The organism is Streptomyces sp. NPDC059477 (genome assembly GCF_042749375.1).
In the GTDB taxonomy this organism is placed as follows: domain Bacteria; phylum Actinomycetota; class Actinomycetes; order Streptomycetales; family Streptomycetaceae; genus Streptomyces.
Genome location: NZ_JBHYUG010000151.1, coordinates 6,868 through 11,288, shown reverse-complemented (window position 1 = coordinate 11,288; position 4,421 = coordinate 6,868). Strand labels below are relative to the sequence as shown.

Here is a 4,421-nt window from a genome sequence, read left to right as displayed (position 1 = left end):
CGGAAGCTAAGCCTTACAGCGCCGATGGTACTGCAGGGGGGACCCTGTGGGAGAGTAGGACGCCGCCGAACAAATATTGGGAAAACCCCGCATCCGAGGATGCGGGGTTTTCTGCGTTTGAAGTGGAATTGTTGGTGGATTTATTGAGGGCCCGTGCAGGGCCCTCTTTTCTTTTTACAGGCGGCCTGCTGTTTTCAGGGCCAGGTATGCGTCTGCCAGGGCTGGGGCCAGTTCGTCGGGGGTGGCGTCTACGACGGTGACTCCGTGGCGGCGTAGTTGTTCTGAGGTGCGTTGGCGTTCGGTTTGGGCCTGGGCCGCGGCTGCTGCTTCGTAGATGGCGTCGATGGTGCCTCGGGACTTCGACATGTCGGCCACGTGGGGGTCGGCCACGGAGGCCACCAGGACCGTGTGGCGTTGGGTGAGCTGCGGGAGGACCGGGAGGAGGCCTTCTTCGACCGGGGCCGCGTCGAGGGTTGTCAGGAGGACGATCAGGGAGCGGCGGGGGGTCGTACGGAGGGCTGTCGTGGTCAGGCCACGGGCGTCTGTTTCGACCAGTTCGGGTTCCAAGGTGGCCATGGCGTTGACCAGGGAGGGGAGGAGGTCGCCGGAGGTGCGGCCCTGGACCAGGGCGCGGACCCGGCGGTCGTAGGCCAGGAGGTCCACTCGGTCGCCCGCGCGGGAGGCGAGGGCGGCCAGGAGCAGGGCGGCGTCCATGGCGGCGTCCAGGCGGGGGGCGTCGCCCACACGGCCGGCGGAAGTGCGGCCCGTGTCGAGGACCAGGAGGATGTGGCGGTCGCGTTCGGGGCGCCAGGTGCGTACGGCGACCGTGGAATGGCGGGCGGTGGCGCGCCAGTCGATGGAGCGGGTGTCGTCGCCGGGGACGTACTCGCGCAGGCTGTCGAATTCTGTGCCCTCGCCTCGGGTGAGGACGCTGGTGCGGCCGTCGAGTTCGCGGAGGCGGGCCAGTTTCGAGGGGAGGTGCTTGCGGCTGGTGAAGGGGGGCAGGACGCGGATCGTCCAGGGGACCTTGTGGGTGCCCTGGCGGGTGAAGAGGCCGAGCGGGCCGTAGGAGCGGATCGTCACGCGGTCGGCGTGGTGGTCGCCGCGGCGGGTGGGGCGCAGGCGGGTGGTGGCGCGGCGGCGTTCGCCGGACGGGACCGTGAGGTGGTGACGGGAGGATTCGACCTCCGTGCCGGGGATCCAGCTGCTGGGGGGCCAGGCGTCGCGGAGTTGGGCGCGCAGGGGGCGGCGGGACGGGTTGGTGACCGTCAGAGTGACGTCCGCGGGCTCGCCGAGGCGGGCGGAGGTGTCACCGTTGCGGGACAGGCCCAGGCGGCGTACGGGGGCCGCCAGGGCGAAGTCGCAGGCGCAGGCGAGGGCCAGCGGGGCGTTGACCGCGAGGAGACCTGTCCAGCTGGGCTCCCAGAGCCCGACGGGGAGGGAACCGAGGGCCGCGAGGAGCGCGGCGCGTCCGGTGAGCGCCATCAGCGGGGGACGGGGACGTGGGTGAGGATCGCGTTGATGACGGAGTCGGCCGTCACGCCCTCCATCTCGGCCTCCGGGCGGAGCTGTACGCGGTGGCGGAGGGTGGGCAGGGCGAGGGCCTTGACGTCGTCGGGGATGACGTAGTCGCGGCCGGTGAGCCACGCCCACGCGCGCGAGGTGGCCAGCAGGGCGGTCGCGCCGCGCGGGGAGACGCCCAGGGTGAGGGACGGAGATTCGCGGGTGGCACGGCAGATGTCGACGACGTAGGCCGTGATCTCGGGGGAGACGGTCGTCTTGGCGACCGCCGCGCGGGCGGCTTCCAGGGCGGCGGGGCCCGCCACCGGGCGGATGCCGGCGGCTGCGAGGTCGCGGGGGTTGAAGCCGTCGGCGTGTCGCGTCAGGACGTTGATCTCGTCCTGGCGGGTGGGGAGGGGGATGGTGAGTTTGAGAAGGAAACGGTCCAGCTGGGCTTCGGGGAGGGGGTAGGTGCCCTCGTACTCGACGGGGTTCTGGGTGGCCGCGACCAGGAACGGGTCAGGGAGGGGGCGGGGTGTGCCGTCGACCGTGACCTGGCGTTCCTCCATGGCTTCCAGGAGGGCGGACTGGGTCTTCGGGGGCGTGCGGTTGATCTCGTCGGCGAGGAGGAGGTTGGTGAAGACCGGGCCGGGCTGGAAGGAGAACTCGGCGGTGCGGGTGTCGTAGACCAGGGAGCCGGTGATGTCGCTCGGCATGAGGTCGGGGGTGAACTGGACGCGCTTGGTGTCGACGTCTAGGGCGGCGGCGAGGGCGCGGACCAGGAGGGTCTTGGCGACGCCGGGGACGCCTTCGAGCAGGACGTGGCCGCGGCAGAGCAGGGCGACGACGAGGCCGGTCACGGCGGGATCCTGGCCGACCACGGCCTTGGCGATCTCGGCGCGCAGGGCTTCGAGGGAGGCTCGGGCGGTGCCCGGGTCCCCGCTCGGCCCGGCGTTGTCAGTGGTCGGGTCCATCATGGACGGCGTACCTCTCTTTCGAGGGCGTCGAGTTGGTCGGCGAGGGCGATGAGTGCCGCGTCGTCGCCGGGAGGCGGTCCGAACAGCGGGGTGCGCAGGTCCCGGCCGTCGCCCTGGAGGTGGGCGGACAGGGCGGGGAGCAGGGCTTCGGGCGTGTGGGCCCGGGCGACGGGGAGTCCGACGAGGGGGGCGAGGCGCGTGCGGGTCGTGGAGCGAAGAGCGGCTGCCGCGCGGTCGCGGGCGTTCGCCTTGCGGTAGAGGCGGGCACGGCCTTCGACGGTTTCGGAGGCGCGGATCGCGACGGGGAGTTTTTCCGGTACGAGGGGGCCGAGCCGGCGTGCCCGCCACAGGGCGGCCAGTGCCGCGGCGACGAAGAGTTGCAGGGTGCCCCAGAGCCAGCCGGACGGGAGCAGTTCGAAGAAGCCGCGTTCGTCGTCGGCGGTGGCGGTGGTGTCGGAGAGGGAGGGGAGGTACCAGGTCAGATGGGGGCGGGAGCCGAGGAGTTGGAGGGCGAGCGAGGCGTTGCCCTGCTCGTCGAGGCGGTCGTTGAGGAGGATGTCGGGCGCGCCGAGCAGGACGGTGTCGCCGCCTCCGGAGGGCTGCGGGAGCCGGACGAGGGTGGCCAGGCGCTGGCTGAAGTAGCACTCGTCGGCTTCGGGGTGGGTGGTGGAGTAGCGCAGGCCGCCGGTCTCGGCGGGGCCCGCGCTGCGGGCGGCGGGCAGTGCGCAGTCCGGGTCGAGCGTGGTGTCGAGGCTGGTGGCGGGGTCGACGTACATGCCGGGGGCGAGGCGTTCGACGGAGGATATGCCGGCGGCGACGAGGATCGTACGGCCGCCGGAGGAGGTGGTGTCCTCGTGGAGCCGGGACTGCTGGGTGGGGGTCAGCAGGTCGGGGTCGGCGACCAGGAGGGTGGTGTCGGGGCCGGCGGCGGCGCGGGCCTCGTCGAGGGTGGTCACCACGCGCGTGGACACGCCTCGTTCGGCGAGGAGTTCGGCGAGGGCGCGGCTGCCCTGGGGGTCGGCGGAGCGCGGGTCGAGGGCGCCGTGCTGGGCGTCGGAGCGGACGACGGCGATCGTGATGGCGCCCGCGAGGAGGAGGACGACGGCGAGGGCGATGCCCCGGCCGCGGATCCACAGCCGGCGTCCGGTGGGCGAGGCCGAGGTGGTGGGGAGGGGGGCCTCGGTGGTCATCCGGCGGCTCCCTGGCGGGTGGTGTGGTCCGCGCTGCTGGCGCTGGTGCTGGTGAGCTGGGGTTTGGTGCGGTCCAGGTCCGTGTCGAGTGCGGCGAGGTGCCGGTACGACGCCTCCGTGGCCGTACGGCCGCCGTATGTGACGTCGTCGAAGTGCCGCGCGGCGGCGCGCAGCCGGTCGGCGTGGGCGGGCAGGGCGCGGCCCGCTTCGGCGGCGGCCTCGTCGGCGGTGCGGCCGGGGCGGGTGTCCAGGAGGGCGCGTTCCTCCAGGGCGCGGACGATGGCGCGCATGCGTTCCTGGACGGCCTGGCTCCAGTGGCCCTGGGCGGCGTGTGCCTCGGCGGCGGCGCGGTGGTCGGCGGCGCTGCGGGGGCGGTCGTCGAACAGGGCGGTGGAGGTGGCGGGTTGCCGGCGGGGGGTGCCCAGGCGCCACCACAGGGCGGCCAGGAGCGCCATGACCACCAGGATGACGGCGATCAGGCCGATGGTGCCACCGGGGGTGGCGGCCGACGCGCTGCCGAACAGGTCGCCGAGCCAGTCCCAGAAGTTGTCCAGGGCGCGTTCGAACAGCCCGGGGTCGTCCTCGTGGTACATGCGTTTGGCCAGTTCGCGCTCGGCCGCCTCGCGCGCGGGGTCGCGCGGGACGGTGAGCGGTGGCGCGGGGGGGGTGGGGGGGGACCGCCAAAACCACGGGGGGTTAAAACCCCGACAGAGAACCCCCAACACAGCGCGGGGGGGTGGGGGGGACCCTGTCG

The 4,421-nt window shown here is 73.2% G+C and carries 3 protein-coding genes and 1 pseudogene; all 4 read right to left on the bottom strand.

Features of this window, described 5'->3' with window-relative positions; translation table 11 throughout:
- Positions 1–174 precede the first annotated feature (174 nt).
- Positions 175–1,485: a DUF58 domain-containing protein gene (locus ACFXAZ_RS38315; RefSeq protein ID WP_384601308.1), complete on the bottom strand. Its 1,311-nt coding sequence runs from the start codon at positions 1,483–1,485 to the stop codon at positions 175–177.
- Positions 1,485–2,474, bottom strand: a complete 990-nt coding sequence (locus tag ACFXAZ_RS38310; protein ID WP_384601311.1) for an AAA family ATPase — start codon at positions 2,472–2,474, stop codon at positions 1,485–1,487. The genes ACFXAZ_RS38315 and ACFXAZ_RS38310 overlap by 1 nt, the downstream gene beginning before the upstream one ends.
- Entirely contained in the window at positions 2,474–3,667 is a 1,194-nt protein-coding gene (locus tag ACFXAZ_RS38305) for a DUF4350 domain-containing protein (protein ID WP_384601305.1), read from the bottom strand. Before ACFXAZ_RS38305 ends, ACFXAZ_RS38310 begins: the two co-directional genes overlap by 1 nt.
- A pseudogene (locus tag ACFXAZ_RS38300) lies at positions 3,664–4,323 on the bottom strand (DUF4129 domain-containing protein); the annotation flags it as partial. The gene ACFXAZ_RS38305 and the pseudogene ACFXAZ_RS38300, both read right to left, overlap by 4 nt.
- Positions 4,324–4,421 lie beyond the last annotated feature (98 nt).